Raw genomic sequence first — 26,934 nt, 5'->3', positions numbered from 1 at the left:
AGCGCCCGCAGCGGAACCAATTTTCGGCGAACACAATTGTCTTGTGGGGAGCGATGGAGGCCCATCGCCATGAGAACCGAATATCTCAGTGCGATCGTACTAGCCGCTTTTGCAGCCGCTGCTGGGACGGCGGTCTATTCCATGAGAAGCCAATCAGACTTTTGCCCGCAACCATGGGCAGCGTCAGTCACCGCGTTCTTCGCTCCATGTCAGGCGTTTTATAGCGCCATGGGTCACGCTGACCCGGAGGCCGTGCGGGTGAGCCTACTGACACCCGCCGAGCTACCGGATCTGCCGCCCCCGCTATTGGCGGCCCGGCTAGCTGGGTCCGTGGATCCGTTCTTGCACGACTCCGGTGGCTAATAGCCGGCGACGCGCAATTTCTCCGAACGTGCAGGGACAGGCATGCCCTCTGATCCCGCGGATCAGGCCGGGAAGGGAAGTCGCTACAGATTGCAGCGGTGTTGGCCGCGCATCAGATAAGAACGGCGGTAGGCGATTGGAGCAAAAGCGATGCGTTCTGTTTTGTCCTTGGGCCTGTTGATTGCCCTGTGTGCTTCTGCTGACGCTGCAACGGCGCATCACTCTAAGCCGCGACATCTTATCGTTCGGCCCAGCCAAGGCTTGACATTACGTCACGCCGTTCCGGGCCGGGCCTACGCAGCGCCTCGCCCTCCGATCCGTTACGACGAGATGCCTGGATCCAATGATCCGTCCAAGTTTGGCGGCATGTGAGGCCCGGAGATGCGCCTTGCGGACTACCTTTCGCGACGGCCGCGAGGGGTGTCGGGCGCTGCTCACCGGCGTGAACCTGGGTGATGATGGCATCAGCGGAAGGAAGCTGGCGCGGCAGATCAGGAAATCACGCCTGTCTTTCCCGTGCTCTACATGACGAGCGCCAGCGCGCCGGACTGGAAAGCGCAGGGCGTCGATGGCAGCCTCCTCATCGAGAAGCCCTTTGCGCCGGCGCAATTGGCTGCCGCCGTCTCGCAGCTACTCGATAGCGGGCCGCGACGTGTTGATCCGGATCGTTGTGAGACTGCGATCCTTCTCGGATCAGCGGATCGTCAGCGTGGCGGCGATGCCTTGGCCGTGCATGTGGCCGCAGCGCGAGCCGCCGCTACCGCCATCCAATCCCGCAGCAGGCCTCTGTCCTCCTTCGAAAAAGACGCGCGCCGCTTGAGGTCGGCCAGGGTGTCGTCGGGATGGCATCGCTCGAAATCCTCGCGGATCAGCGACTCGAGGTAGGTCCGGTCCCAGGCGCCGGCTGAATCGAGATGCTGGTGTGGGTCGGTCCTCATGGTGCACGCGGTCGAGAGCGGTCCCGATGCGGCACAACGGCAAGAGCGATTGTTGGTTCACGCATGTACCTGCCGGGTCGACGAGGACCGCCTCGAGACCGCCTCCGAGCGGGAACCCGCAAATGTCCAGGCCGTTCGAATCACAGGGGCTGGCCTTGAAGGAGCCGTCGCGATGATTGCCCGTGCTGTGGCGCCTGGCCCATGGCCGCGAACCTGCAGCGGACGTCATCCGCGCGGCCGGTTGTCCGGTTCAGGTGTCCAAGCTGCCACGGTGACGAGGCGGGCCGGCTGCGGCGCCCATTCGTGCAGCACGACCCGCCGCGGAGTCTGGATGCGGCCTGATGAAGATCCGGTCCCATTCCGAAAGCCACATCGTCGAACTCGAAGACGGATCGCAATGGCAGGTGTTTCCAGGCGATCTGGATCTCACGCTCGCCTGGAAGCCCGAGACTGATCTGACGGTCGCCGCGGCGGACGATGACGTGGCCTCGCACGCGCCGGTCGGCGGCGGCGTGAAGGTCCGCGTCATACCGGCCGGCGAAAGCTGGCCGGTGCGCGAGGTCAAGGACGCGCTGAAGCAAGGTTGATCGCGGGAACCCGGTCCGATGTGATTGCGGTCTCGCACCTCGTTCTTGAGGCCGCCCTGTCCGTAGACTCACGGAATCCAAAACGCGCCGCCGACGGGCTATCTATCCCGCAGCACCGGGGCTGGCGTATTTCATTCGTGCTCATATTTTTGCCGGTGGGCCGCAGGCTGTCAGTCTGCGGCCATTTTGCATCCGGACCATCGAAACGCGACCACCGGCCGCCGCCTGGATCATCAGGCGCTGCGGGCCGCGCCTACCGTATATCGGCCAGCCTCGCGCCCCCTGCGCCCATGGGTTTCTTCGCCGCCCGCAGCCTCCACGCTCCAGGACGCAAGCAGGGGGTAGTCTGCGAAAGCTAAAATTGGCTGCTAAGATGCAATGCTCCCTCAGCGGATCGGTGCTACGCTGCGCCCCTGCTGGGGACAACAATGGCCATCTACCGAATACTTCAAAACTCGCCTCTTGGGCCTGAAGAGATCACGCGGCTTTCGAAAGCCTACGAACAGGCGCTGCGCAGGATTGGCGTACAGGATCGGAACGACCCTCTCACCGAACTGATCGCCAAGAAGATCATCGAGATCGGTCAAACTGGCCTCAAGGACCCAGCTGAGATCTGCGGTCTGGCCGTGGAGGAATTGGGCCTGCCGAAAGGATGATTTCCGCGGGAAGTGGTGGTGCACCGAAGCGACGGATCCGACGGCGGGTGCAGGTTACGGCGAGCGCGTGAAAGGCTCGGCCACGAGTAGAGCAGCTAACCCGACGGCGTCCCTTTTTCCTCGCCGAGCTCCCTGATCGTGCGGACGATCTCCTCTGGATGGAAGGGCTTCTTCACGATGCGGCTGCCGGGGACGGGGCGTGGTGTGGCGGGCGAGAAGCCCGTCGCGTAGATGACCGGCAGGTCCGGATCCTGCTCTCGGCAGCGCTCCGCGATCTGCCACCCATCGACTTGCCCGGGCAGCTTGACGTCTGTCACCAGCACGTCCGCGACGTGGCGCTTGCACCAGGCCAGCGCCTCTTCACCGGTGCTCGCGTGGATCACATGATAGCCCGCCTCGCGCAGCGCTTCGACGACGAATTCGCGGATCAAAGGGTCGTCCTCGACGAGAAGTACGCTCACCGGCGGCTCATATGGGATAGTATTCGTTACACCCGTCGAACGGCCCAAGCGCGCGGTCGTTCCCGACGGGTGGTGCGGCCGAAGAGCATGACTGGAGGGCCTTCAAGGGGTCTCATGCCGAGGAAACTTAAGACCTACCAGACCTCGCTCGGGTTCTACGATCTTGCGATCGCGGCACCGTCGATGAAGGCGGCGCTGGAGGCCTGGGGCGCCGACAGCAACCTCTTTCACCAGGGCGTCGCGAAGGAGACCGACGACGCCGATGTGGTGGCCGCGACGATGGCGAAGCCCGGCGTCGTGCTCAGGCGCCCTGCGGGATCGAATGGCCGTTTCGCCGAGCATTTCGGCTTGCCGACCGATCTCGGCCGCGGCGAGGGCGCACGCAATGGTGAGCGAAGGCGGCCGAAGACGAAGAAGCGGGCTGCTCCAAAGATCAGCGACAAGGAGGCCCGCAAGGCTGCGCTGGAGTTCGAGAGGGAGCAGAGGCGGCGCGACGCCGAGCGCCGCAAGGAGGAGGCGGCCCGAGCGAAGGAGCGCGACCGGCGGGAGAAGGCGACAGCCAAAGTGCAGGCGGCCCTCGATAAGGCCAGGGGCGAGCATGAGGAAAGGACGGCCGCGATCGAAGCCGAGCGCGCGGCGTTGGACGAACGCACCGAGACCGAGGAGAGGCGCTGGACAAGCAGAGGGAGAAACTGAAAGACGCTCTGCGCCGCGCCCGAGAGTAGGCTCAGTATTAGGCTTCGCCGGAGCCGGAGAACAGCACGTTTGGCGGCGTGGCTCGTGGCGCCGGCGCCCGCCCGTAGCTCGAGCCGGTGCTCTTGAGATCGTACCGCTTGGCCAAATCGAGCAGCCGCCGCTTGGTGAATGGATCCGCCTTCTCCGCAAGATCGCGCGCCCGCTGCGCGAAGCCCCTGTAGAACTCTTCCACGACGCCACCCCCGCAACATCACTGAAAATCGGATTTCAGTGCGGAGCGCGCTTCGCGTCAAGTGGTCGGACGCATCCAGAGCGCCGAGGGGCAACATGGGCCGGTCGCTTGAGGAGCGGCCGGACTGACGACATTCCGAATTCGCAGGAACAAACCGCCTGGCGTCGGAGTCGTTCGGGTGTGCTGAACATCGCGCTTTTGTGCACCGCCATGCGTTATGTGGCCTATGCAGTCGATCTATGCGGCGTCGTCCATGCGGTTATGAGCTGGAATGCGGCGCCGACGACGCAAGGTGCCGGGCCGCGAAACTCCTCGAAGCACATCCGGTCATAGAAGTTTGGAGCGGCGCTCGGTGCGTCGGGCGATTGACCGCCGATGCGCCCGGGGAAGGAGACCATGCGTCCGCGCCCGATCGACGGCGTAGCGCCTGACAAAACCGAGGACGACATTGCGCGCGAGCAGCTCGGCCCGCGCGGCGTTCCTGGCGCTCCCAATCCTGCCCGCATGGTGCCGAAAGTCGAGAAGAACACGCCTAAGCACATCGACCCCGGTCATACCGCTTGATGCGGCCGGGGCCGCCTTCCGCGATAACTGCTCGGTCATCGTCGAACCGCGTTGGTTCGCGCGCCTGGCGAATTTTCTTGAGCGGAACTAAGCTGGGTGCGGCGGGGAAATTGGATGTCGGTATCGCACCAGGTGTGGAAGTTGTGCCCGGTCTGCGGGAGGGCGATGAAGCTCGTCCCGGACCGGACGGCGCGCGGCGGCGACCGATACGTCTGTCCCGCCTGCGACGATGATCCGCTGCACGATCCCGCCGCCCGGACGTGGGTGGACAGTCCGTTGCGCCCGCCGGCGAAGTAGCGCCCGAAAGAGCGCCCGTCTCCCGTCCAACGTCCATGCCTAAGGGCGCGTGCAAGCCGCGGTGGGCCGTCCGTTGCCGGGACAGCGCTGGCGAGATCGGCGCCAGCCCACCAAATCCTCGGGAGGTGCTGCTGGGAACGTGAGGTGCGATGTCGACCGTCGCGAAGTTGCTGGCGCGGAAGGAACGGCTTCTGGCGCAGCTCGATAGTGATCCCGGGCCGAACGAGCGCGAGGAGATCGAAAGATTGCTCGCGCAGATCGAGACCGCGCTGAGCTTGCTCGCGCCGGAAGATGGCGCCGGCCAGAGCGACGTGTGATCCTCGTCGGTCACAGCGCGCTGGGATCGTTCGGCACCTCGCCGAACTTCCAGATGACCTTGGCGTCGCCGAAGTCGCCGCTCGACGGGTCTCCGGTCCGCGAAAACGCAATGGCGCCCGCGTGGCCGGGCTTTCTGGACAGCGCCTCGGCCCGCATCACCGCGGCATTGGCGCTCAGGCACTCCGTCGCCTCGCCGGCGGCCATGCCGTCGTCGGAGAAAACGAACGGTAGAGGGACATAGTAGGTCACATCAGCCATCTGCCTCATCCTTGCGTTCTCGCGCTCCTGGGAGCCGTCCACGGGCGTAGCCGGTCGACACCTTCGCTCTTCGAGCTGGATCTCCAGGAAGTCGTTGGCCACGATCAGGGCCTTGACCGCTTCCCTTGCGTCGCCTCCGCAGGCCGCGATCGCCTGGTCGGCGGCGGCCTCAAGATCGTCAGGGGCCGATGCGGTCTGCTCGGAAGTAGCGTTCATCCGATTACGTTCCTGTTTCGTTCAGAGGAGTCAAGAGACTCCCCCAATTCCCCATGGCGCAGTGGTCGACGTCGGATGAATCTCCGCGGATGGCAGGCCGCCTGTCGGAACTGCCGCCTGCCGTTCGTCTTGAATCCAGGCCGCTCCAACGGAGTTCTGCGTACATGGCCCCGCGTGCCAACTGGAAAGGCTTCCTGCGTCTGTCCCTAGTCACCTGTCCGGTGGCGCTCTACCCGGCCACCTCCGAGTCCGAGAAGATCTCGTTCAACCAGCTCAACCGGGCGACCGGTCACCGCATCAGATACCTCAAGGTCGACGCCGACACCGGCGAAGAGGTGCCCAACGAGGACATCGTCAAGGGCTACGCCTTGGAGAAGGATACCTTCATCGAGGTGACCAAGGAGGAGCTCGAGGAGGTCGCGCTGGAATCCACGCGCACCATCGAGATCGACGAGTTCGTCGACAAGTCCGACATCGACCCGCGCTATCTGATCCGCCCCTACTACCTGCGTCCCGACGGCAAGGTCGGCCACGACGCTTTCGCCGTGATCCGCGAGACCATTCGCGAGATGGGCAAGGTCGCGAACGGCCGCGTGGTGCTGACCAACCGCGAGCACATCATCGCGCTCGAGCCGCTCGACAAAGGGCTCGTCGGCACGCTGATCCGCTACCCCTACGAGGTGCGCAGTGAGCAGGAGTATTTCGAAGAGATCCAGGAGGTCAAAGTGACCAAGGACATGCTCGACCTCGCCAAGCACATCGTGAACCAGAAGGCGGCTCGGTTCGAGCCGGAGAAGTTCGAGGATCACTACGAGACCGCGCTGATCGACCTCATCAACCAGAAGCGCGCCGGCAAGCCGATCACGCCAAAGGAGAAGCCCGCTGCGAGAAACGTCGTCGACCTGATGGAGGCGCTGCGGCGGAGCGTGGGTCAGGAAGCCGCACCGGCGAAGGCGGCCAAGCCGACGAAGAAGCCGCGCAAGGCGGCGGCCGGCCAGAAGGAGATGCTGATGCCGATCGCCGGTAAGAGGCCTGCGAAGGAAGCGGCGGCGAAGAAGCCGGCGGCCAGGTCGCAGCGGAAGTCGGCTTAGGGCGTGTTGGAAGGCGCAGGATGCCGACCCCTGAGGTTAGGCAGAAATCTGCGTTTGACCGGAGCATTGCTGGTCCTGATCTCGAGCCGATAAGTCTGCGACAGTCGTTAGCGAGAGGTCTTCCGATGACCATCACCCTCAACCACACCATCGTCCCTGCCCGCGACAAGAAGGCAGCGGCGCAATTTTTTGCGCGCATTTTTGGCCTCCATCCCGATCCGAAAGACGGCCATTTCGCGCCGGTACGCATCAACGACACGCTCACGCTCCTTTTCGACGACGAGGAGGAGTTCGAGAGCCACCACTACGCCTTCCACGTCAGCGATGCCGAGTTCGATGCCATCCTCGGCCGCATTCGCGAGACGAAGCTCGCCTATGGCAGCGCACCGTGGAGCCTCGAGGACGGCAAGCTCAATGACTGGAACGGCGGCCGCGGCGTCTATTTTCGCGACCCTGATGGCCATGTGCTCGAACTCATGACCGTATCTCAGTGAACTGCAATCCGTCCGCTGGACCGATGACGTGATGATGGCGCTATTGTTCGTTGGCGGGTTATGAACGTACTTTGGATCGCGTTGCTGGCGCTGCTTGTTTTTCTGGAAAAGCTGGCCCCGTTCGGACGGTGGATCGCGCGTGCCGCCGGCTTTTCTTGCGTCGCCGCAGGTGCCGGGATGTTCTTCGCAGTGCTGACGCAGCGAAGTCTCGCGATGTCACTATAAGGGCCGCAGGGCCGATGGAGGTGCGAGATGTCGCGCACGCTCATCATCTTCGGACTTGTGCTGGTCGCCGCTGGGCTGCTTTGGCCTGTCCTTGGCAAGTTCGGGCTTGGCCGGCTACCCGGCGATATTTATGTCGAGCGGCCGAATTTTGCCTTCTACCTTCCGCTGACGACCTCGCTCGTCATCTCCGTGGTGCTAAGCGTGATCCTGTGGCTGGCGAACCGATAGGGCGCGTCCTCAATCGGGCGGGCACTCCGGACAGGTATCGCCGATCGAGTCCAGCACATCGCCGATCTCCGCAGTCGCTTCCTCCAAAGATGCGCCGAGCCGCGGATCCTGACGGACGATGTCGAAGGCCCGCTCGCGGGCGTGCGGGTCGCCACGATCCTGCATCCAGCCGTGCTCCTCGCATTCGCGGATGGCGCCGGCCTCCTGCAGCACGGAGATTGCCCAGCCGCGCAGCGTCCGGATCGCGGGCCGCCTTTCCTTCGTCATCAGCATCGCGTTCGCTCCTGCCAGGCCAAATCCGTCTGCCGCCAGCGTCGTTCCAGCGGTTAGCACAGGGCAGAGATTCGAAATCGCGAGGTCTCGTGCTTTTCCACGTGTTGTGCAACAGGCTGTTGCACAATGGATCGGGACCTACGCTGCCAGCGCGGGGTCTTCCTTCTCGCCCGACGCGACGATGTTGAGCGCCCCGTCCGGAAGCGGCCGCTGCAGCGCCTTTGCCTCGTCCCAGGGGGCGCGCATCCAGGCGTCGTACTCCTCCGTCGTCGTCAGGATCACCGGCATCGCCTTTGGATGGATGCGGCGGACCTCGGCGTTGGGCTCGCAGGTCAGGAAGCCGAAGACGTCGGCGGTGATCTCGCCTTCCTTCGCCTTTCGCACGCTGGTCCAGTTTGTCCAGATGCCGGCGAAAGCAGCGAGGGGGCGAGACTCATCGAGTGCGAACCACACCGGCACCTTCTTGCCGCCGATCGTGTCGTACTCCGAGAACGACGTAAGTGGCACAAGGCAGCGATTGTCCGGCCCTAGCCATCTCCAATGGCTGCTGCTGGTGTTCCGGATGTTCGTCGTCCCGCTGTCCGGCTCCATCCGAAGCAATTCCTTGAAGTCTACCGGCTTGCCCTTCGCTTCGAGTTTCTCGGCCCGCTTCTTCGCTGCATCCATCAGCGCCCTGGATGAGGACGGCATGCCCCACCGCGCCATGACGACCTCGCGCTCGTCGGCCGCGTTCCGAACGATCGGTGCCGGATAGTCCGGGAAGATGCCGGGCATCGACGCCAGATTGCCGACGTGGCTGTTCAGCGCGCCGAACAGCCTGCGGATCGCGTCGACGTTCTTGGTCATGCTGTAGGTTGCACATCTCAGGTTTCCGTAGCCTGGCGGGGGCGAGGTGTGAGTTGCAGGAGGGTAGCGGCCGGGCGGCGTCCTGCCTTAGCACACTTGCTGCAGCGAAGCCGCCCTGCTAGGTCGTGTACGGCAGTGGTTGGCGGATGGCGCAGCGCCGCCAAGTCGACGTCCCGTCGAGTCTTGCAGCGCGAGCATTCGATCTCGATGCATGAGTAGCCACTGTTCACGGCTTGGTCGATCGTGGGGGACGGATCGATCGGGCCTCCGTCGGCCCAGATCTTCTCGTTCCAAGACTCGCAGAGCAACTTGTCGGCCTCGCGGATCGGCGCCTCGCCTTCTGCCCGGCGCTCTTCGGAGCTTCGCGCCAAGACCGTCGTCATCGCTCGCGACTTCGACAGCTCTTTCGCGAGAGCCTTGCGGTCTCCTCCGGAGAGAGGCGTTGGATGATAGCGAGGAGCCATCTGTATAACCTAGCGTCAGACGGCGCCGGCGCAGCTACTCGAACGAAGGCCAGCAACCGTCTTCCTCATGGAGGCCGGTGCGCTCCGTGCAGGTGTTGTTCAATAGACGCTGGCCGACCTCTCGCCAGATTGCGTCTGCCCCGTAGAAGCGAGTGGCGTCTGCCTTCTGAATTTCCACGATCCGCACACGTGACGGCTGATCTCAGACAGCTTGTGCGCCTGGATCGGCTTTTCGGCGCGAACGGCACCGCCGCGCGCGTCCCCGAGGAGCGATGCCCAGTACGCAGCCGGCAAGTCGTCGGCTGGACCGACGGCCGGCGTGGAAGGGGTTTTTTTGCCGACGGCAGGGGCATTGGCCAGCTTCTGGATCTGTTTCATGGTCGGAAAGCGCCAACTAGCGGGTCGGTTGGTCATGGCCAGAATAGAACATAACAAGAACAAAAGGTCGAGTCTGCTTCTCAGAAAAATGCTTCCGTCCGCCTGGCCGTCTGTCGGAACTGGTCGCGGTCGTTCGCCTTGAATCCGAGCCGCCTAAACCGGAGTTCTGCGTACCATGGCCCCGCGCGCCAACTGGAAAGGCTTTTTGAGGCTCTCCCCGGTCACCTGTCCGCAGGCTCTGACTGCTGCGGCCCAGCGCGCGATAGGGTGGTTCGACCGGACGCCGCGATGACCTTCACGATCGGCATCATCTCGGATACGCACGGCCTGCTTAGGCCGGAGGCTCTTCGCTTGCTGGCCCAAGTCGACCACATCATTCACGGCGGCGACATCGGCGATCCCGAGATCGTCACCGCGCTGCGGAGAATTGCCCCCGTCACGGCGATCAGAGGGAACGTGGACACGGGCGAGTGGGCCACCGAATTTGCCGAAACCGAGTTCGTGCGGCTCGCGGGACGGCTGTTCTACGTTCTGCACGACCTCAACACCCTGCAGATCGATCCCGGAGCCGAGGGTATCGATGTCATTGTTTCCGGCCACTCCCACGTGCCGAAGATCAACACCGTAGACGGCTTGCTCTACGTGAATCCCGGCAGTGCCGGGCGCCGGCGCTTCCAGCTGCCGATCACGCTTGCGAGCCTCGAAGTCACGCCCGTCGGACTGAAACCGATCATCCACGATCTTGAAGTCGGATAGGCCGCGCCGCGCACGTCCGGGCAGGCGAAGCTTTCGGCGCCATCTTGGCCGCCAAGCTATAAGCCGCATCCATGGGCAGCGTCAGATGGGCAGATCGAGCTGAGGTTCGACATCGTCGTTCCCCAGCGCTTGCAACGAGGACAGTGACACGCCCAGCAGGCGCACCGACTTCGGGAAGGGCATATCGGCCTGCAGCAGGGCGATCGCCAAGCTCTCCAAGTCGTCCCGGCTCGACACGACCGTCGCGACCGACCGGCTCCGCGTGATGATCTCGAAATCGGAGAACTTGACTTTGAGCGTCACGGTCCGTCCCCGGTTGCCGGTGCTCTCGCAGTGGCGCCAGACTTTGTCGATCAGTGGCCGGAGTTCGGCGGCCATCCAACCGTGCTCCTCGCATTCGCGGATGGCGCCGGCGTCGCTCAGCGCCAAAATGGCCCAGCCACCCAGGGTCCGTATTGCCGGTCATCTCTCCTTCGTCATCAGCATAGAGATCACTCCTGCCGGGACGAATCCTTCCGCCCCTTCGCTCGTTCCGGGCGGTTAGCACGTGGCAGGGATTCGCAATCGGCAGGGCTTCAGCTTGTCCACCTGTTCCGTTGACCGATTGGCGTGGGCCCCTCATCGGGATTTGTCCGAGGCGGCCCTGTCCTCACCGCGGTTGGGCTCTCCGCGGGGCAGCGTCGTCGTGTCGCCAGGAGCACGTCGCAAAGGCGAGGGGATTGAGGGTGGTTTCGTGCTGTCCTTCTTTGAGAAGTTGCCGCCGTGCCTGGTGGGGATCGAGGCTTGCGCATCATCCCATTATTGGTCCCGTGAGTTGCAGGCGTTGGGACATACGGTGCGACTGATGCCTCCGGCCTATGTGAAGCCGTACGTCAAGCGGCAAAAGAACGACACCACCGACGCGGAGGCGATTTGCGAGGCGGTCACGAGACCCAACATGCGGTTCGTGCCGACCAAGACGGTCGAGCAAGGCAGCCTTTGATCTTGGCTTACGTTGATGCTTTCGCATCCGGTCGCCTCTCAACGAGACCGTTGCCGACGCACTGCAGCACCGTTTCGCCTTTTGGTTGCGCAAACGGAACTGGCGCGAACGATTCCACTATCGGGCCTCGACTTCGACTCGCGCTTTTGCAACGTGGTCGCTTCGAGATAGAAGTCGTCGCCGGGACGTACTGCGTTGGGTAGCCGCAGCTCATCATAGTCCAACCCGGCAATGGCACGGACTTGAGGCTGTAATTCGTTAGTTAGCGAGATGAAGATCGCGAACGTGTGTGCAGCAGATGCCGACAGTCCTCCAAAAACGGAACGAGCAGCGGCTGCCTCATCGATATGGAAGGACCTCCTCAAACCGCTTGGCGAACTGAATGATTTCTTCCTTGGAGACAGAATAGGGTCAAGCCTTCTGGCTGTCACCGACCTCGACGTCTTCAAAATATCCGCTGGTCATTGGTCAAATCCTCTACGCACGGGCTGACGAAAGGACTGCATAAGCTGACTTTGGGGACTATAGCCCAGCGCCGGTCAAAATCATCACTCCCCTCTGTCTTCGCCTTGTATTCGTGAGCAATCGGGTTGAGCTTTTTTAGCCTGCCGTAGGTCGGCTTTTGTGGAAGCGATCGTCGCCGAGAAGAGACGTAGTTTATGCAGAAAGGTCCGGTATCGCTACCGGGCCTTTCTTCTTTCGAAGCGCTCAATAGTCGGGATTAGAAGTCCATACCACCCATGCCACCGCCCGGGGGCATCGCGGGGCCGGAAGCGGCCTTCTTCGGCAGCTCGGCGACCATGGCTTCGGTGGTGATCAAGAGTGCCGCCACGGAGGAGGCGTTCTGGATCGCCACGCGCACGACCTTGGTCGGGTCGATGATGCCCTTGGAGACCAGGTTGCCGTATTCGCCGGTCTGCGCGTCGAAGCCGAAGCCGTACTGATCCTTCTCCAGCACCTTTCCGACGATGACGGAGCCGTCCTCACCGGCATTGATTGCGATCTGGCGAGCGGGAGCCGACAGCGCCTTGCGCACGATCTCGACGCCGGTCTTCTGGTCGTCGTTTTTGGTGCGGATGCCCTTGAGATGCTCGGAGGCACGGAGCAGGGCGACGCCGCCGCCCGGCAGAATGCCTTCCTCGACAGCGGCGCGGGTCGCATGCATCGCGTCATCAACGCGATCCTTGCGCTCCTTCACCTCGACCTCGGTCGCGCCGCCGACACGGATCACCGCGACGCCGCCTGCGAGCTTGGCCTGACGCTCCTGCAGCTTCTCACGGTCGTAGTCTGAGGTGGTCTCCTCGATCTGCGCCTTGATCTGCGCGACGCGCGCCTCGATGTCGACCTTCTTGCCGGCGCCGTTGACGATCGTGGTGTTCTCCTTGTCGATCATCACCTTCTTGGCGCGACCGAGCATGTTGAGCGTGACGTTCTCGAGCTTGATGCCGAGATCTTCCGAGATCGCCTGGCCGCCGGTCAGGATCGCGATGTCCTGCAGCATGGCCTTGCGGCGATCGCCGAAGCCCGGAGCCTTGACCGCCGCGACCTTCAGGCCGCCGCGCAGGCGGTTCACGACCAGGGTCGCGAGCGCCTCGCCCTCGACGTCCTCGGCGATGATCACTAGCGGCTTGCCGGTTTGCACGATGGCTTCCAGCAGCGGCAGTAGCTCGTTCAATGAGGAGAGCTTCTTCTCGTATATCAGGATGTAAGCGTCCTCCATCTCAGCGCGCATCTTGTCGGCGTTGGTGACGAAGTAGGGCGAGATGTAGCCGCGGTCGAACTGCATGCCCTCAACGACGTCGAGCTCGGTCTCCAGCGACTTGGCTTCCTCGACGGTGATGACACCCTCGTTGCCGACCTTCTTCATGGCGTCGGCGAGGAACTTGCCGATCTCGGCGTCGCCGTTGGCCGAAATGGTGCCGACCTGGGCGATCTCCTCGTTCGAGGTGACCTTCTTGGAGTTCTTCTCGAGGTCCGCGACGACGGCCTCGACGGCGAGGTCGATGCCGCGCTTGAGGTCCATCGGGTTCATGCCGGCGGCAACCGCCTTGGCGCCCTCGCGCACGATCGCGGCTGCGAGCACGGTCGCGGTGGTGGTGCCGTCGCCGGCCGCGTCAGCGGACTTGGAGGCGACCTCGCGCACCATCTGCGCCCCCATGTTCTCGAACTTGTCCTCGAGCTCGATCTCCTTGGCGACGGCGACGCCGTCCTTGGTGATGCGGGGAGCGCCGAACGACTTGTCGAGCACGACGTTGCGGCCTTTCGGGCCGAGCGTGACCCTCACCGCATTGGCGAGGATGTCGACGCCGCGCAGCATGCGGTCGCGAGAGTCGACGCCGAATTTGACTTCTTTGGCTGACATATCTGGATTTCCCTGAGTTGAGCCGCTCTTACCTTTGAGGCGACGCCCGCTGGCGCTCCTCGGTGCGAGCGGTGGATTAGGCTGCCTTCTTCTTGGATGAGGTGTCGGTGAGAACGCCCATGATGTCGCTCTCCTTCATGGTCACCAGCTCCTGGCCGTCGATCTTGATCTCGGTGCCCGACCACTTGCCGAACAGCACGCGGTCGCCGATCTGCACGTCGATCGGGATCAGCTTGCCGTTCTCATCGCGGCCGCCAGGGCCGACGGCGACGACTTCGCCCTGGGAGGGCTTTTCCTTGGCGGTGTCGGGAATGATGATGCCGCCAGCGGACTTCTCCTCAGCTTCGATGCGCTTGACCACGACGCGGTCGTGAAGCGGACGGAATTTCATGCAATCCTCCTTGATTTTTTTGAATATTCTTGCGTTGGCAGTCGCAATGAGCGAGTGCTAACCGCCCTCACATATGCCAGTGACACAGGGGCGCAAGAGGTTCGACCCCACGATGTTTGACTGCAACTGGGTTCTCGAGAGGGATGCTGGCGGCGATCACTAAGCAAGCGAATTAACTGCTGCTAGCTGTGAGTCCGAATCTGGCCCGTGGCTGACTTCCGTTCTTGCCTCGCGGTGTCCGCTTTCGAGAGTGAGCGGACGTCATCGTTGACTTGGCCGTGGGCGGCCCTTGACCCAACTGAGACATGTGCGCCGCAGGATTGTTACGAACTGACATTCCTTGGTCAGGCTATGCTCACGGCTCGAAAACCAAGCGAGTTCCCGTGTACGTGCGTAAGAGCTTCGTCGGCATCGCAGCCCGTGCGATTTCGTAAAAGGGTTCGCCCGTACAATGCAGGGAATCACGTAAGTCGGATTGATTTCCTGCAGTGCCTTGACGGTACCCCGGACGTAGTCCTCTTGATAGGGCGCGAGATGAAAGCCCCCGATCACCACATGAAATCTTTCCACACCGGAGGCGCAGTCCACTCGCGTGCGCAGAAGCATCCTTCGCCGCCGACAAACAACGGTAGTTTGGGCTTTAGCTTGCCACTATGCTCCTGCAAGAAGCCGACGAGGCCGCCAAAGTGGTCCTGGTGCCCATGGCTGAGCACAAGTGCGTCGATGGCCGCAGGATCAATGCCAAGCAGGTTCGCGTTGTTGAGAAGGGCCTCCGGCGTGAACCCGAAATCAACCAGGATATTGCGCGTCTCGTCGCCGCGTCGCGACTCGACCTGCATCGCAAGGCCGAATTCGCTGACTAACGTTCTGCGCGGCGGCTTGTCGCTGAGGCCCCAGCCAAAGTTCTGGACGTCGAGGTTGGGTAGCTTTCTGCTCGGGGCGACAGCGAACTGATAGCTATCGATCACTATCCGGACTGCCACGCGGTCAAGCTCCGGCAATGATCCAGTAACGGCCTCCGCCCTGACCGGCTTCGAGCCACCGAGGAGTGTGGCAAGTATCACGCTTAAGACACTTGCGCCTCCGCCGCAGACAAATTCTCGCCGCCCAACCTCGTCGCAGAAGAACTGCGGCCGAGCCGCCTGAGGACCTCCTTGTGATAGCGCGATTGGAGCTGAGGTGTAATCGATAGCCATTGCTACCAAAGCAGTAACCGATCAGGAGCATCCGGATCATCAGCTCGGGATCGATCGAAGGTCGACCGATGCTGCTGTAGAAAGGCGCCAGGTCCCGCCGGACCTGTTCAAGATCGACAAACCTGTCAATCAACCGCAGCAAGTGATCAGTCGGGATATGTCTTTCGAGCGAGAACTCATAGAACAAGTGGCCTGTTCGACTTGCCGATGCCCCATCATGATCTTCAGCCCTGCCAATTAGACAGACTGAATCACTGATATCTCTGCGTCGCAACAGCCGCCTTTTTCAACAGAATCGGCCCCTAGCCGAACAAGGCTGAGCCTATTGTGATGTCGGCTATCGGCGGTAGACCGGAGGCGGGGCCGCGCTTGCTCCGACCGCCGCTCATGCCTCAGGCACCCCAGCCATACGCATGCCTTCGCAGATGCGCTCGCGTCCAGCGAGATATGCCGCATTGTCGTTTGAGGCGGTGGTGCGCAAGCGGCGAATAGTGAAAGTCGGGTTGAGCGCGAGTCCAGCATTCACGGCGGCCTGTGCCTGATCTCGCTTGCCGAGCAGCGCGAGCGCTGCAGCCAGCTGAAAATGAGCAAGGGCGTGATTTCGATTTGCCTCCAGACACCGCTGCAGCCAAGCGATTGCTTCCGCATCGGCACCGATCTGCAACTTGGCGATGCCAATAAACTGCATCCAGCGAAAGGCGCCGGTATCACGAGGAGAAAGGCGGAATGCTTCGTTGACGTGCGCCTCGGTTTCCGCGCCAAGACCAAGAAAATATTTCCCCAAGCCGATGCAGGCGTGAGCTTCGGCCAAATTGCGATCAAGCGTCAATGCTTGTTCACATTCGCGAATGCCCTGAGCTGGACGGTTCGTAACCATTTGGACGACGCCCAGAAACAGATGGGCCAGAGCATGCCTCGGGGCCATCGACAAGGCCTTGGTCAGTGCAGCCTCGGCCGCTGCGAGGAGAGCGTCGCGATTATCAGCCATGGAGGTCGAAGCACAAGTCACGTCGACCCTTCCTGTTCCGACCAGCGCATCAACATTGGCGGGCTCAAGCGCCAAGGCACGCTCGTAAAACCGCCGTCCTTGCATCATATACTCGGACGTCATCCCCTTGTTGAGACAAGCCTCCCCCTGAAAAAACAAATCCAATGCGTCCGGGTTGAGCGAACGCTCGGCTCTCCGGGCCTCAGCCTCAATAAGTTGAGTATTCAATGTGTTGGCCAATCTCGATACGATTTCGTCTTGCATATCGAAAAGATCAGCGACGAGTTCGTCGAAGCGTTCGGCCCAAAGGTAATTGCCGGTCTCTGCGTCGATCAGTTGCACATTCACCCGCAGCCGGTTGCCGCCTCGCTGCACCGATCCCTCCAGCACGTAGCGGACGTTCAACTCGCGGCCGATCTGTTTGAGGTCGACCGCTTTGCCTTTGTACGTGAATGCGGTGTGTCGGCCGATCACGAATGAGCCTGAGATGCGCGACAAGTCGGTCGTAAGGCTCTCGGTCACACCATCGACGAAGTAGTCTTGCTCGGAATTATCGCTGAGGTTGAGAAAAGGTAGAACAACTATCGAGAGGCGAGGCGGTGAGAGCAGGTTCGGCTTGGCGCGCGCCCCCTGTATTGTCAGGTTCGATCCGTCCCCGAGCATGGCATAGGCTCGGATCGGGGAGGCGATGTGTTTGAGGTTTTGCTCGCCCATATCGGCAAACTCAGCCCCAACCTTGCCTCGGACTTGGTCGTAAGCAGAAGCCGAGATGCAGATGCCGCCTGGTTCTGCGATGCTCTCAAGCCGCGCCGCAATGTTAACGCCGTCTCCAAAGACATCATGGGGCTCGACGATTACGTCGCCGATATTGATGCCCACGCGGAAGGTAATCCGCCTGTGTTCCTCACCGATAGTAAGTTCCTTGATGCGGGTCTGGAACTGCACAGCAGCGCGAACCGCTTCGACCGCGCTGGGAAACTCCGCCAAGAACCCGTCGCCGGTGTTCTTCACGATGCGGCCGCGGTGTTCCGCAATCGCTGGATTGACAGCATCGGCTAGGAGCGCCGTCAGCTTGGCGTGGGTGGCCTCTTCGTGAAGGTGCATGAGCCGCGAATAGCCAGCCACATCGGCCGCCAAAATCGCCGACAACCTCCGCTCGATCCGGACTGGCCGCTCATGTGCCATGGCACGCAATCCAACCCACAGCATAGTCTACGACGAATGAGACGGCAGTGCCAGACGCGCCTAGATGCGATCAGGATTGGTGTCGGTTGCTGGCCCGAAGACGAGGATCGCGGAGGCATCCGGCACGTCAGCAGCCGAGGCCAGACCAGACGTGGTGGGGACGCCGCCAAATCGACGCGAATGACCCGAACCGACGTGGACGTTTGGCCGCGGGCACATCCCTGACAAAGGAACGCTGTTGGTCTACGCGCGTTTGAGGAGCGAGGCAAATCCCTTCCGCGGGTTAGGTCCACCGCCGCCGGGTCTTTGCCCTCTTCCTCGGGCGTTTTCGAGAATGGAAACAACACTTGTCCGATGCGAGTGCGGCGCTGAATACAAGCGCATCGAACCGACGTGCTTAATGCCGCATAGCGGCCACGTATCCTGTGAAGTCTGCGGGGCTGTATTGGAGGCTTGGGCGGAAAGCACCCACGTTGCCACATTCGAACTGGTCAAGCGTCCAGACGGAAAGACTGCAATGACTAGCCACCCCAAACGCCCCCCGCGACCTCAACCAGCTCGCAAAGCCAGGGAAGCGGGGTGGAAAGGTTAGGACCGCCAATCTCTCGTCGCGAAATGACGCGCCACCAAGTGATGCGATCAACCGAGACCTCGGGTCCGCTCGTGTACGGCCGCGCCGGTCCACCGTCAGGGTAGACCGGACGTGTGTCTCGTGATCCTCGACCGCCGCTCGTGACCCTCAACGGACATTGCGCCTAGACTCTGATCTCCAGCTGAGCAAGTTCCTCCTTCAAAGGAGGCCAGCAGTGAGCCATCACAACTGTGCTCAAAAGTCCACGGAGAGAAAAAGCGACCTCAAAAATCTGACCAGTTTCGGCCTCAAGCTCAAATGTGACTTTGGGGTCTCCGTCGGTCGGGGGATCGGACGTCATGCTCCGGCCCACCACTATCGTCGGTAGGATCGTCGGTAGCCGGGTTCGCTCGTCCATTAGAAGCTCCTTTGGGTCATGTCGGCCATTGGCCACTAGCTTCCGCGAGAGCGGTCGCAAAGGCTGTTCTGGTGCGGATGCCGCCTGACCCTTTGCTGATCCAACGGCAGAAACAGTGTGTGCCCGCTGTCTTAACCTAAGCGGCCGGGTCAACCCCGAGGGGCAACCACGTTCCTAACTATGCCGCGCGCTATGGCAAGCGACTTGGAGGCAAAACTGCAAAGACCAGCATGGCGATAGCAAGGATCGCCACAACGTAACCGAGGTCGGTGTTAAGCCGAGCAAGCGGGTCGTAGGGAGGTTCGGTCATCCCCGAAGCGATGCGATTATCCGGCCCATTCGGCGCGCCGGGCGTAAGCAAAGCTCTTTCCGATCGCCTAGCCGCTCTCCGCGTGAAAAACATGTACAGCAAATAGCCGTCGATCAAAAATGTGAGGACCAGGACGACATAAGCCCATGGGCTTTCCGCCAAATTCAGCTCGATCAATACCCGGGAGAAACCGAATCCCACGACCCACGCATCAAAGCTCATGCATATCCGGCGAAACGTCTCCGCATCCAGATGGCGGATGACATAGGCGCCGAGCGGTACCCCAATCGCAACGCAAGGAACGAACACCCATAAGATGTTCTGGCTTTCAGCCGTAAACAGGCCAAGCTCGTAATAGACGATGGCGGTCACGCTCGACTCGGCCACGCGAACCAATGCGAGACCGGCCCGAAACTCGGTTTTGACCAGACCTTGGTTGTTGAACAGGATCGCCAACGGTGGCCCCGAGATGGTGGTGACAGAATACAGGATGCCCAGCGCAGTTCCAAAGGGAAGACCAACCCACCATGTCTGCCGAATTGGTCTCCGCCAACCGGCCGCCTGAACCAGGATGAGGGGCAGAATGAGGGCGTAGGTCCCGAGTTTGATCCAGCCCGGCTGAAGCGTCGCGAGAACCAAGGCTCCGATTCCGATGCCGGGCAGGAGCCCGGTGATGATTGGCAACACCTTCTTCCATACAGCTGCAACGCCGGTCAGATTGATGAATAGAACGTAGAAATTGGTGGCCACCTCGACCAGGACGACGGCGGGATTCAGGATGCGGTTTGCATAGAAAACGAGAGCCACCGGTACGGTGAGCGAGGAAAACCCATAGCCGAGCGCGCCATTTACGAAGGCTGCAAGAAACGCGATGCCAGCGAGAATGATCACCGCAGTATCAAGAGGAGGCATCGTTGGCTCCCATACGGGCAATGGTCGCCCGCGAGGCGACCGACTTTTATCTTATCACCTCTAGCCGTCTGTTTGCAGGCTGGAACCTTGCCGGGCCTATCAGTGGTTTAAGAAAGATTCGTACCCCGGATCATTCCAACGCACCTCCTCCACTGGAGGCCCGACAACCGGATGCGCCGTCCCTCAGCCCGGCGCCACTACTTCCGCTAATGACCCGGAATCGATGAGGCGCTTCGTTGAAGAGGCGGATCGTGGGCAGCGGACGCTGTTGCCTGAATGCCTCGATGATTTCATTGACGAGAACAACCCTGTTCGCGCGATCGACGAGTTTGTCGATGCGCTTGATCTGGCCGAGATGTGCTTTGGCGGAGTTACGCCGGCGGCGACTGGCCGGCCGTTGTATCACCCCTCGGTTCTCCTGAAGCTTTACATCTACGGCTATCTGAACCGGGTGCAGTCAAGCCGGCGGCTGGAACGAGAGACTGGACGGAACATCGAGGTGATGTGGCTCCTGGGTCGGCTTGCTCCTGATCACAAGACGATCGCGGACTTCCGCAAGGACAACAGCGTCGGGCTGCGTAAGGTCTGTGCGCGTTTTGTCGAGCTCTGCCGCGGGATGGGTCTTCTCACGACGGCGAGCGTCGCCATCGATGGAAGCAAGTTCAAGGCCGTGAACAACCGGGACAGGAACTTCACGCGTGCGAAGGTGGAGCGGCGGCGTGCTCAGTTGGAGGAGAGCGTCGCGCGCTATTTGAGCCAACTTGACACGGCCGACCGACAGCAGCCGAGCGAGGCGCTGGCGGCGAAGGTGACGAGGCTTACCGAGAAGCTGACGAAGCTGAAGGGGGAGATGGGCAAGCTTGCTGCCTATGAGAAGCAGATGCTTGCTTCGCCGGATCAGCAAATCTCCCTGACCGATCCGGATAGCCGTTCGATGGCAACCAGTGGCCGCGGATCCGGCGTGGTCGGTTACAATGTCCAAGTCGCCGTCGATACCGACAATCACCTGATCATCGCGCATGAGGTGACGAACAGCGGCTCAGATCGGGCACAACTTGCCAATATGGCCAGGCAGGCGAAGGCTGTTCTGAAGGCTGAGACGCTCGAGGCCGTTGCCGATCGCGGCTACTTCAGCAGCCCGGAGATCCTCGCCTGCCACGAGGCCGGCATCACGGTAACGCTGCCTAAGCCGATGACTTCGGGCGCCAAGTCGGACGGACGCTTCGGTAAGCAGGACTTTGTCTATTTGCCGGAGGAAGACGCCTATCGTTGTCCGGCCGGGGAGCGATTGCCGTATCGCTATACAAACGAAGAAGCCGACAAGATGCTGCGGCGATACTGGACCAGCGCCTGTAAGAATTGCTCGATCAAACCCCAGTGTACGCCCGGGTCAGAGCGATGGATCACGCGATGGGAGCACGAGGATCTGCTCGACGCCGTGCAGCAGCGGCTCGATGCGAACCCGCTCGCTATGCGCCTTCGTCGCGAGACTGTCGAGCACCCGTTCGGCACGATGAAGGCACGCATGGGAGCAACGCACTTCCTGACCAAAACCCTCCCAAAGGTAGCCGCCGAGATGGCCCTCTCGGTTCTGGCCTACAATCTGACCCGAGCAATGAATATCCTCGGGATCAAGCCGCTGATCGCCGCGATCGCGGCCTGAGACCGGACCAGTTTTGGCTTCAAGACTGATGGTCCTGTAAGGCCGTTTTTACACGGCCAAGACCCGGAGCGGTCGATTTGCCTTTGGGGACTAGCGATGCCCGAACTGCGCTACGACCGCATACCACAGGGCCATAGCTTCGGGCGATTTGGGATTCCCGACCGGCAATTTACGAACCGCCGTCTGCACCATGATCAGCTTCGACTCGGGATCGACGAACAGGCCCTGTCCATGAATGCCCAATAGAAGAAACATTCGCCGCTCTCCCGGCAGGATCCACACTTGATAGCCGTACCCCCAGGACTGCGCAATGGTGTTGCGCAGGTAACTATCCGGTGCCACCGTTGTTGCATCGAGAAGCCACTGCCGGGGGATAATCTGTTGGCCGTTCCAAGCGCCGTCATTTGCCAACATCAAGCCCAGGCGCGCCCAGTCGCGTAGCGTGGCTATGAAGCAGCAGTAAGCCACTTCCTGCCCTGTCGGATCGATAGCCCAGGCGGCGTCGGACTCGGCACCGAGCTTTTGCCAGATCCGCGTTGCAAGATAGTCGGAAAGGGGCATGTGGACCGCGCGGCTGACGACGAGGCCGAGCACCTCTGTCTCCGAACTGGCATAAGCAAACCGTGTATTCGGCTGCGCGTCACGCCTGTTGAATTGTCGAAGTGCCGCAACCGCACCCACTGCATTGTTTCCCAGCAGCCCCAGATGCAATCTAAAAATATCATCGTCTGACTGGTAGGTTCTTTCGGCAAAAGCGACGCCTGACGACATGTGAAGTAGAGCGCGCAACGGCGTAGCGCCGTATGCAGTTCCCTCCAATTCCGGCACATAGGTTGCTGCCGTATCGTCGATCGAATGAATTGCGCCTTCAGATACAGCGATGCCGACCAACAAGCCGGTAAGGGTCTTCACCATCGACTGCGAGAGGAAGCGATCCTTGTCCGTTCTGGCATATTGATAGTGCTCTAACAGGATGGTGTCACCGCGCGCGATTAGCAGGCCGGTGACAGGGTGTGCATCGAGATAGTCGCCGATCGCCTTCTGCCGGCCATCGTAATGATACACCGGAGCGATCTCCTCAGCCGCGCGCTTCAAAACCGACGGCGTCGCCGGTTTTTCGACCGGGCGCACCGGGCGCACCTTGTCGAAATGACTGTAGGTCCCGACCATGAAATCCTGCCCGCGGCCCGGCGGGTATTCAAAGGGGGGCACCGGATATCCCCGAGAGGCGCCATACTCCTCCGCCTCGGGACCCGTGTCGGAGAATACCGGACCCGATTCCGCGAAAACAACAGCCTCGAAAACAAGCATTGAAAGGAACGCGAGCAGCAAGGGACGGATCATGGCGCCCTCAACTAGCAAAATAGACCCGATGATCAGAAGCATCTCAGACATTGACGATATCATCAATCAAGGCTCATGTCCGGCCGATACCGACGAAACCAGCGTTCGGCCGCGTGTGAACTGATTTGGCTGGGCCGCTTTGCTTTGCACTCCGCAACGGAAGCTGGGCAGCCCCGTATTGACGTAAATACGGCTCTCGCGGGATTGCCGCTTACAGGTACGCAGAAGAGTGCTAGACTTCTACTTGTCCCACCGGCGTGGTTACTCTGGTCGTTCGGAGGGCGCGTGACGGAGCAGCGGGTTCATAGGCGATTAGCGGCAATCCTAGCCGCAGACGTGGTCGGCTATTCCGCGCTGATGGAACGAGCCGAAGAAGCCACCTACGCTGGATTCGAGCGACTCAAGCGAGATTTGATCGAGCCAAGCCTCTCCCGCCATGAAGGCCGGCTTATCAAGACAACGGGCGATGGAGCGCTCGCCGAGTTCGCCAGTCCATTAGCCGCCGTGAGATGCGCGGTTGAGATACAGGACGGTCTTGTTTCGGGCCGCCATGGCTTCAAGATGCGCATCGGGATCAATTTGGGTGATGTAATCGTTGGGACCGACGGCGAGCTCTTTGGAGACGGGATCAATATTGCGGTCCGGCTAGAGGGTCTCGCCGACCAGGCTGGCATCCTGATTTCCGAGAAGGTGTTGAACGAAGTCGAAGGTAAGCTGGACGTCGGGTTCGAGGATCGTGGTGAGCAACAGCTCAAGAACATCGCCAGGCCGGTTCGGGCTTACGCTGTACGCTCGGGAGCGCATAGCCCGCTGACCGAGAGGATAGGCGTGGCCCCAGCATTCCCAGATAAGCTTTCCATTGCGGTTCTACCGTTCCAGAACATGTCCGGCGATCCAGAGCAGGAGTATTTTGCGGACGGAATGGTTGAGGAAATTACTACCGCCCTTTCGCGGTTCAAATGGCTGTTCGTGATCGCTCGCAATTCGAGTTTCACCTTCAAAGGTAAGGCGATCGATATCAAGGAGGTCGGACGCAGACTCGGCGTCCGCTATGTCCTCGAGGGGTCTGTGCGCAAGGCGTCGGGGAAAGTTCGTATCGCAGGGCAATTGATCGACGCGGTGACGGACGCGCATGTCTGGGCGGATACATTTGAACGAGACCTGAGCGACATTTTCCTGCTTCAGGATGAGATAACGACCGCCGTTGTCGGCGCTATCCTGCCAAAAATGCTTCGAGCACAAATTGTAACGGCAACGCGGCGGCGACCGCAGAACCTCACCGCCTATGATCTTCAGCTCCGGGCCATGTATCAGTATTCCCTGGCGACTCGCAAAGGATTGGCCGAGGCGATCAGGCTGGCTAATCGCGCGTTGGAGTTAGATCCACGGTTCGGCTTTGTCGCGGCTCTGGCAAGTCTCTTTCACATGGTCAAAGTCGTCTTAGGCTTTGCTACTGATCCTCAATTCGACAGGAAGGAGGCAATTCGATTTCTTCGTTGGGCCTCAAGCGTCGATGATGGTGATCCGCAAACGCTTGCGACGACCGCCATGGTCTCGGCGTTCATGGTTGGCGATTATGAAAGTAGCATCGAAATGATTGACCGGGCGGTCGCGCTCAATCCAAATTCGCACTGGGTATGGCTCGACAGAGGCTGGGTCTATCACACTGCAGGCGTGCCGGAGGAAGCGATCCGGAGCTTTGAACTTGCCATGCGAATGAGCCCGCTCGACCCGATGCTAGATCGGTTGTGCGTTGGAATGGGGATGGCCCTTATCGAGCTTTCTCGCTTTGACGAGGCCATCGCCGCAGGTAAGAAAGCCCTTCGTCATAACCCTTCTTTCTCGGCGACTTACTGGTGTCTCGCGTCCGCTTTCGCCCATCTCGGACGTGGCGCCGAGGCGCGAGAGGCGGCGGCACGTTTGCTTGAGCTCGATCCCGCTTTCACAATATCCGCGTGGATTGCTAGGGGCGGTCAATCAAACGCGAAGCTGGCGATCGAAGGGCTCCGCAAAGCAGGGCTACCCGAATAGCCGTGGTGCGTCGTGCGTAGGCGATGCCCGCTTCTGGGCCATCAGCGAAGTCGCGGCACAAGTCATGAAGGTCCGCTTCCTAGGGCGGAGCGGACCGGATTTGCTCCCTCTGAGGTCTTCGTATTTTGACCCATACCGGAAATGCCGAACTTGCATACTGAGACCGGGATCAAGCTCTATTTTCTACGCTTCGTTCTTTGAAAGCGGACAGGCAAGGGCATCCGGATCGCTCCGCAGGGATATTAGCTGCTGAGACCAGAGCGGACATCTACGTTCCGTAATTCTGATTTGCGCGAAGCGACAGATCACCTCCGCCGCAACCTACAAGGCCATCGATCTCACGCGGACGTAGGAACCGGGCGCGTTTTCGATAATCGGCAACCCACCGCTGCCGGGGTCGCGAGCCGGAACGCGGCCTTCGTCAAATTGGGTTACCCATTCGTCCCAAAGCAGCCACCACGACCGTTGACAAGGCGCAGCGTTGACGAACCATTCGTCTGGACTGGGCGGCAAATCGTCGTTCACCCAATGCCCGTATTTGGTGCCTGGTGGGCTGATGACGCCAGCCATATGGCCAGCATCGGATAACACGAACTTGACCGGTCCGGAGTACAAGCGTGTCGCCGCATAGGTCGATTTCCACGGCGCGATGTGGTCTTCGCGGGTTGCCAGAATGAAACTCGGAGTCCTGACTTTCGACAGATCTATCGGCGTATCCGCCAACGTGATCCCACCGGGTTTTGCCAGGAGATTTTCGTGATACATCCTGCGCAAGTAGAACGAATGCATCGCCGCGGGCATGCGGGTCGAATCGGAGTTCCAAAACAAAAGATCACCGGGCATTTGCTTCTTGCCGAGCAGATAATTGCTAACGACAAACGACCAGATCAGGTCATTGGCGCGCAACATGTTGAACGTCGTCGCCATTTGATGCGCTTCCAGATATCCATGCTGGCGCATCCGTCTTTCGAGATATGCCAATTGCTCTTCGTCTATGAAGACGGCCATATCCCCAACTTCGGTAAAATCGACGAGCGTCGCGAAATAGGTGACGCTTGTAATCCGGTCCTCGCCCTTCGCGACCAAATATGCCAGCGTCGAGGCTAGCAGTGTTCCGCCGAGGCAATAGCCGATCGCGTTGACGCTATGCTCTCCGGTCGCAGACTCGATAGCATCGAGGGCCGCCAAGGGGCCCTCGAGCATGTAGTTTTCAAAGGTCTTTTCAGCGTGCTGCTTGTCGGGATTTACCCAGGAGATGACGAGAACAGTATGTCCCTGATCGACGGCCCATTTTATGAAAGAGTTTTTCGGCTGCAGATCGAGAACATAGAACTTGTTGATCCACGGCGGCACGATGAGGAGTGGCCGCCTGCGGACCTCTTGTGTCGACGGCGTATATTGGATTAGTTGCATGAGCTCGTTTTGATAGATCACTTTTCCGGGAGTTATTGCGATGTTTTCGCCGAGGCGGAAAGCCTTCATGTCGGTCATCGTGATCGCAAGACGGCCTTTGCCGCGCTCCAGATCGGCAAGAAGGTTCTCCAAACCGCGCAGCAGGTTCTGTCCGCCCGACGCCAAGGTTGCGGTGAGGACCTCCGGATTGGTAGCGACGAAATTGGAAGGGGACAGGGCATCAACCAGCTGGCGGGTATAGAAGTCGACCTTGCGGGCAGAGGCCTCGTCCATGCCTTTGACTTCGCGGATTGCAGAAAGAACCGACGCTGCTGCAACAAGATAACTGTCTTTCACAAAGCTAAAGACAGCATTCTCGCTCCATTCCGGATGCTTGAACCGTTTATCTTTTGGGGTATCGGCCTCGCGTGCACGCAGCATGAGTAGGCGTACCGCGGTTTTCTGCCAGATACCTACCATGTTGTGGAATAGGCCGATCTGCGCGCGTGCGACCACCGCCGGGTCGGTCATCATCCTCGTCATGAACTCGAAAAAATCAAACCCAAGCATTGACCATTCGCCCACGCCGAACTTAATCGCGTCAGCCTCATGAGGCGTGAAGTGCCGCATCACTACTTGGGTTTGTTTCGTGATGTCACGCAGTTGCGCTGCAAGGGCAATCGGATCCCAGATGGGCTGCTCCATCCACTTCTCGGTCATAAGTCTTTCCTCCTGACAGGCCTGACCAGAGCCGTTTTGGGTAGCTTCCAAAAAAACAACACCTCACCGCATGCGGTTGGTGACACGCGCGTCGGCAGGTAGGGTTGATTGGTTATGTTAAAGCCGGG

General features: G+C 60.9%; 26 protein-coding genes and 5 pseudogenes. 14 read left to right on the top strand and 17 right to left on the bottom strand.

Going from position 1 to position 26,934, the window contains the following annotated elements; genetic code table 11:
- Nucleotides 1-1,642 precede the first annotated feature (1,642 nt).
- Together XH85_RS40595 and XH85_RS40590 are read left to right on the top strand one after the other, a co-directional pair.
- On the top strand, nt 1,643-1,888 hold the full coding sequence (locus XH85_RS40595; RefSeq protein ID WP_128935465.1) for a hypothetical protein: 246 nt from the start codon (nt 1,643-1,645) through the stop codon (nt 1,886-1,888).
- Between the two features lie 428 nt (nt 1,889-2,316).
- Nucleotides 2,317-2,544 (top strand): hypothetical protein, encoded by a 228-nt coding sequence (locus XH85_RS40590; protein ID WP_128936390.1) that lies wholly within the window; start codon nt 2,317-2,319, stop codon nt 2,542-2,544.
- Between the two features lie 95 nt (nt 2,545-2,639).
- Here XH85_RS40590 and XH85_RS40585 read toward each other — a convergent pair whose 3' ends face one another.
- On the bottom strand, nt 2,640-3,005 hold the full coding sequence (locus XH85_RS40585) for a response regulator transcription factor (protein ID WP_128935463.1): 366 nt from the start codon (nt 3,003-3,005) through the stop codon (nt 2,640-2,642).
- Nucleotides 3,006-3,119: 114 nt separating this feature from the next.
- On the opposite strand from XH85_RS40585, the pseudogene XH85_RS40580 reads away from it, so the two are divergent.
- Nucleotides 3,120-3,730, top strand: a pseudogene (locus XH85_RS40580) (cell envelope biogenesis protein TolA).
- Nucleotides 3,731-3,738: 8 nt separating this feature from the next.
- On the opposite strand, the gene XH85_RS40575 reads toward XH85_RS40580, so the two are convergent.
- Complete coding sequence (locus XH85_RS40575) at nt 3,739-3,933, bottom strand: hypothetical protein (RefSeq protein ID WP_128936389.1); 195 nt, start codon at nt 3,931-3,933, stop codon at nt 3,739-3,741.
- 396 nt (nt 3,934-4,329) lie between these two features.
- Here XH85_RS40575 and XH85_RS45680 point away from each other — a divergent pair, with 396 nt between their 5' ends.
- The gene (locus tag XH85_RS45680; protein WP_164940875.1) at nt 4,330-4,497 is read left to right on the top strand and encodes a hypothetical protein; all 168 of its coding nucleotides are present in this window, start codon (nt 4,330-4,332) and stop codon (nt 4,495-4,497) included.
- Between the two features lie 446 nt (nt 4,498-4,943).
- Nucleotides 4,944-5,111: a hypothetical protein gene (locus XH85_RS45675; RefSeq protein ID WP_164940635.1), complete on the top strand. Its 168-nt coding sequence runs from the start codon at nt 4,944-4,946 to the stop codon at nt 5,109-5,111.
- Between the two features lie 10 nt (nt 5,112-5,121).
- Here XH85_RS45675 and XH85_RS40570 read toward each other — a convergent pair whose 3' ends face one another.
- Nucleotides 5,122-5,370, bottom strand: coding sequence for a hypothetical protein (locus tag XH85_RS40570; protein ID WP_128935462.1), 249 nt, complete (start codon nt 5,368-5,370; stop codon nt 5,122-5,124).
- A 380-nt stretch (nt 5,371-5,750) separates the two neighbouring features.
- Here XH85_RS40570 and ku point away from each other — a divergent pair, with 380 nt between their 5' ends.
- From ku to XH85_RS40545, 4 genes are all read left to right on the top strand, one after another.
- Complete coding sequence (ku, locus tag XH85_RS40560) at nt 5,751-6,677, top strand: non-homologous end joining protein Ku (RefSeq protein ID WP_128935461.1); 927 nt, start codon at nt 5,751-5,753, stop codon at nt 6,675-6,677.
- Nucleotides 6,678-6,802: 125 nt separating this feature from the next.
- Nucleotides 6,803-7,171: a VOC family protein gene (locus XH85_RS40555; RefSeq protein WP_128935460.1), complete on the top strand. Its 369-nt coding sequence runs from the start codon at nt 6,803-6,805 to the stop codon at nt 7,169-7,171.
- A gap of 60 nt (nt 7,172-7,231) precedes the next feature.
- Nucleotides 7,232-7,396: a copper chaperone gene (locus tag XH85_RS48210; RefSeq protein WP_245473706.1), complete on the top strand. Its 165-nt coding sequence runs from the start codon at nt 7,232-7,234 to the stop codon at nt 7,394-7,396.
- A gap of 27 nt (nt 7,397-7,423) precedes the next feature.
- Entirely contained in the window at nt 7,424-7,624 is a 201-nt protein-coding gene (locus XH85_RS40545) for a DUF2905 domain-containing protein (RefSeq protein ID WP_128935459.1), read from the top strand.
- 9 nt (nt 7,625-7,633) lie between these two features.
- Here XH85_RS40545 and XH85_RS40540 read toward each other — a convergent pair whose 3' ends face one another.
- The 4 genes from XH85_RS40540 to XH85_RS40525 form a co-directional block, all read right to left on the bottom strand.
- Nucleotides 7,634-7,897: a hypothetical protein gene (locus XH85_RS40540; RefSeq protein WP_128935458.1), complete on the bottom strand. Its 264-nt coding sequence runs from the start codon at nt 7,895-7,897 to the stop codon at nt 7,634-7,636.
- 138 nt (nt 7,898-8,035) lie between these two features.
- A complete protein-coding gene (locus XH85_RS40535; protein WP_276486211.1) occupies nt 8,036-8,764 on the bottom strand; it encodes an SOS response-associated peptidase in 729 nt (242 codons plus the stop codon).
- Nucleotides 8,761-9,207, bottom strand: coding sequence for a hypothetical protein (locus XH85_RS47180; protein WP_128935456.1), 447 nt, complete (start codon nt 9,205-9,207; stop codon nt 8,761-8,763). The genes XH85_RS40535 and XH85_RS47180 overlap by 4 nt, the downstream gene beginning before the upstream one ends.
- A gap of 99 nt (nt 9,208-9,306) precedes the next feature.
- On the bottom strand, nt 9,307-9,585 hold the full coding sequence (locus tag XH85_RS40525; RefSeq protein ID WP_338025590.1) for a hypothetical protein: 279 nt from the start codon (nt 9,583-9,585) through the stop codon (nt 9,307-9,309).
- Between the two features lie 175 nt (nt 9,586-9,760).
- Between XH85_RS40525 and XH85_RS48205 the strand changes: the two are divergent.
- A pseudogene (locus XH85_RS48205) lies at nt 9,761-9,847 on the top strand (non-homologous end joining protein Ku); the annotation flags it as partial.
- 26 nt (nt 9,848-9,873) lie between these two features.
- The gene (locus tag XH85_RS40520) at nt 9,874-10,341 is read left to right on the top strand and encodes a metallophosphoesterase family protein (protein WP_128936387.1); all 468 of its coding nucleotides are present in this window, start codon (nt 9,874-9,876) and stop codon (nt 10,339-10,341) included.
- Nucleotides 10,342-10,422: 81 nt separating this feature from the next.
- Here XH85_RS40520 and XH85_RS40515 read toward each other — a convergent pair.
- Nucleotides 10,423-10,719, bottom strand: a pseudogene (locus XH85_RS40515) (DinB/UmuC family translesion DNA polymerase); the annotation flags it as partial.
- 307 nt (nt 10,720-11,026) lie between these two features.
- Here XH85_RS40515 and XH85_RS40510 point away from each other — a divergent pair.
- Nucleotides 11,027-11,311, top strand: a pseudogene (locus tag XH85_RS40510) (IS110 family transposase); the annotation flags it as partial.
- Nucleotides 11,312-11,361: 50 nt separating this feature from the next.
- Here the strand turns inward: XH85_RS40510 and XH85_RS48200 are convergent.
- From XH85_RS48200 to XH85_RS40475, 7 genes and pseudogenes are all read right to left on the bottom strand, one after another.
- The gene (locus tag XH85_RS48200) at nt 11,362-11,754 is read right to left on the bottom strand and encodes a MaoC/PaaZ C-terminal domain-containing protein (protein ID WP_164940633.1); all 393 of its coding nucleotides are present in this window, start codon (nt 11,752-11,754) and stop codon (nt 11,362-11,364) included.
- Between the two features lie 290 nt (nt 11,755-12,044).
- Entirely contained in the window at nt 12,045-13,685 is a 1,641-nt protein-coding gene (groL, locus tag XH85_RS40500) for a chaperonin GroEL (RefSeq protein WP_128936386.1), read from the bottom strand.
- Nucleotides 13,686-13,761: 76 nt separating this feature from the next.
- Nucleotides 13,762-14,076, bottom strand: a complete 315-nt coding sequence (locus XH85_RS40495; RefSeq protein WP_128936385.1) for a co-chaperone GroES — start codon at nt 14,074-14,076, stop codon at nt 13,762-13,764.
- Nucleotides 14,077-14,624: 548 nt separating this feature from the next.
- A complete protein-coding gene (locus XH85_RS47175) occupies nt 14,625-15,044 on the bottom strand; it encodes an MBL fold metallo-hydrolase (RefSeq protein WP_245473705.1) in 420 nt (139 codons plus the stop codon).
- 217 nt (nt 15,045-15,261) lie between these two features.
- Nucleotides 15,262-15,491, bottom strand: a pseudogene (locus XH85_RS40485) (transposase); the annotation flags it as partial.
- A gap of 166 nt (nt 15,492-15,657) precedes the next feature.
- Complete coding sequence (locus XH85_RS40480) at nt 15,658-17,445, bottom strand: adenylate/guanylate cyclase domain-containing protein (RefSeq protein ID WP_164940632.1); 1,788 nt, start codon at nt 17,443-17,445, stop codon at nt 15,658-15,660.
- Nucleotides 17,446-18,624: 1,179 nt separating this feature from the next.
- On the bottom strand, nt 18,625-19,656 hold the full coding sequence (locus tag XH85_RS40475) for a sulfite exporter TauE/SafE family protein (protein WP_128936383.1): 1,032 nt from the start codon (nt 19,654-19,656) through the stop codon (nt 18,625-18,627).
- A gap of 223 nt (nt 19,657-19,879) precedes the next feature.
- Between XH85_RS40475 and XH85_RS40470 the strand changes: the two genes are divergently transcribed.
- Nucleotides 19,880-21,319 carry an IS1182 family transposase gene (locus tag XH85_RS40470; protein WP_128936382.1) on the top strand — a complete coding sequence of 480 codons (1,440 nt, stop codon included), beginning with the start codon at nt 19,880-19,882 and terminating at the stop codon, nt 21,317-21,319.
- A 90-nt stretch (nt 21,320-21,409) separates the two neighbouring features.
- Here XH85_RS40470 and XH85_RS40465 read toward each other — a convergent pair whose 3' ends face one another.
- Nucleotides 21,410-22,714, bottom strand: a complete 1,305-nt coding sequence (locus tag XH85_RS40465; protein WP_245473865.1) for a serine hydrolase domain-containing protein — start codon at nt 22,712-22,714, stop codon at nt 21,410-21,412.
- Nucleotides 22,715-22,948: 234 nt separating this feature from the next.
- On the opposite strand from XH85_RS40465, the gene XH85_RS40460 reads away from it, so the two are divergent.
- Nucleotides 22,949-24,694, top strand: coding sequence for an adenylate/guanylate cyclase domain-containing protein (locus XH85_RS40460; protein WP_128936381.1), 1,746 nt, complete (start codon nt 22,949-22,951; stop codon nt 24,692-24,694).
- Between the two features lie 321 nt (nt 24,695-25,015).
- On the opposite strand, the gene XH85_RS40455 is transcribed toward XH85_RS40460, so the two are convergent.
- Nucleotides 25,016-26,806, bottom strand: a complete 1,791-nt coding sequence (locus XH85_RS40455) for a PHA/PHB synthase family protein (protein WP_245473864.1) — start codon at nt 26,804-26,806, stop codon at nt 25,016-25,018.
- Nucleotides 26,807-26,934 lie beyond the last annotated feature (128 nt).

The sequence above is a fragment of the Bradyrhizobium zhanjiangense genome, from assembly GCF_004114935.1.
GTDB classification, from domain to species: domain Bacteria; phylum Pseudomonadota; class Alphaproteobacteria; order Rhizobiales; family Xanthobacteraceae; genus Bradyrhizobium; species Bradyrhizobium zhanjiangense.
This window is presented reverse-complemented; position numbering and strand designations above follow the sequence as displayed.